Consider the following 1,644-nt stretch of genomic DNA (forward strand, 5'->3'; position numbering starts at 1 on the left):
ATAGCCGATTGGCACGGTCGCGATGACTTGCTCGCTATCCGCCTGATAGGTGGCTCCATAGCCCATGAAAGCTCCAGCTGGCACTGTCTTGACATGAACCAGAGCAGACTCCAAACTCAAGGCTGGAGTCAAGTCATAAGGCAAGTCCAAGACCTCTCCACTTGGATTGAGACCATACATGGCATCTCCCATACGGACGGCATTGAATATAGTCTCAGCATGCCAGAGGGTCGTTGCCGAGTTGCTGGCATGAACCAGCTCTGGAACTTCCTTCATACTTGCCAAAATAGCTTTAAAGCATTCTAACTGCTGATTAAAGTAGGTATCTGATTCCTCATCTGCAGTAGCAAAGTGGGTAAAAATCCCCTCAACATGCGCACCGTGTTGTTGAAGCAAGGCTTGAGCCAGATCAGCCACACCAGCCTCCCTAAAACCAATCCTTCCCATTCCTGAATCAATCTTGAGATGGACAGTCAAGCCAGTTAAATCTGCTTCCTTATCTAACAGCGCTTGAATCCACTCCAATCCTGCCACTGTCAAGGTGATGTCATATTCTTTAGCTAGGGGAACAGCTTCTAGCTCAGAAACTCCTAAAATGAGGATTTTCTTGCTGAGTCCAGCCTGTCTAAGTTCGATAGCTTCATCAATATTGGAAACACAAAAGCCGTCGACATCATCTTGGATAGCTGTGGCAACAGCTACTGCCCCATGTCCATAGGCATTGGCCTTGACCACTGCCCACTTGAGCGTTCCTTGAGGGATATGAGCCCCCATTTGCTGAATATTTTGTCGAATGGCTCCCAGATGAATCAGAGCCTTGGTTGGTCTATGTGGACTAGCTTTCATGATTTTCCTCCAAAATGACACTGGCTGTCACAAACTGATCTGTATGGCTGATCGACAGCCAAATCTTTCCTGAAAATGGTGCCTGACTAAAATAGGGAGCCCCGCGTTCATTATTCAAGACTTCCAAATCCTGAAAGGTCAGTTTGCCAATTCCTGTCCCCATAGCCTTGGAAAAAGCTTCCTTAGCCGACCAACGACCTGCCAAGTATTCAATCTGTCTGCGCCCTTTGAGACTGGCAAATCGCTCCATTTCCTTAGCGGTCAGCACGCGCTTAGCAAATCCTTCATGTCGTGTAACTGCGCTTTCTATCGAAGCCAATTCTTCGATATCAATTCCGTGTCCAACTATCATTCTCATCAAAAGGAGTTGAGATTCCCCCAACTCCATCCTTTTCACTTATTTTGTTAAGGTAGTATAAATTTCTTCTACTAAGGCTACTGTATTTTCCCAACCTAGACAAGGGTCAGTTATGGAGCAACCAAAGACCTCTGGTTGATTTTGGCGACCATCTGCTAGGTAAGATTCAATCATAAAGCCTCGAACCGTCTTTTTAATCTTTTCATTCCAGTCACGATTGAGCAAGGATTGGCGAACAATGCGAATTTGTTCCATATACTGTTTACCTGAATTGTCATGATTGGTATCGATGAGGATAAAGGGATTATCGAGCCCTAGATTCTCATAGCGTTCAATGGCATTGAGCAAGGTTTCATAGTAGAAATTAGGTTCATTTTTACCATATTCGTTCATGGCGCCACGAAGGATAACGTGTGCCAAGGGATTTCCTGAGGTTTCCA

General features: G+C 45.5%; 2 protein-coding genes and 1 pseudogene. All 3 read right to left on the reverse strand.

The features are described 5' to 3' along the window. Positions 1-846, reverse strand: an 846-nt coding sequence (alr, locus tag SORDD16_RS06395; protein ID WP_061452781.1) for an alanine racemase, incomplete at its 3' end; no start/stop codon positions are given. Next, positions 836-1,204: a holo-ACP synthase gene (gene acpS / locus SORDD16_RS06400; RefSeq protein ID WP_081215177.1), complete on the reverse strand. Its 369-nt coding sequence runs from the start codon at positions 1,202-1,204 to the stop codon at positions 836-838. The genes acpS and alr, both read right to left, overlap by 11 nt. A gap of 39 nt (positions 1,205-1,243) precedes the next feature. Next, a pseudogene (locus SORDD16_RS06405) lies at positions 1,244-1,644 on the reverse strand (3-deoxy-7-phosphoheptulonate synthase); the annotation flags it as partial.

The sequence above is a fragment of the Streptococcus oralis genome (assembly GCF_001578945.1).
GTDB classification, from domain to species: Bacteria; Bacillota; Bacilli; order Lactobacillales; family Streptococcaceae; genus Streptococcus; species Streptococcus oralis_Q.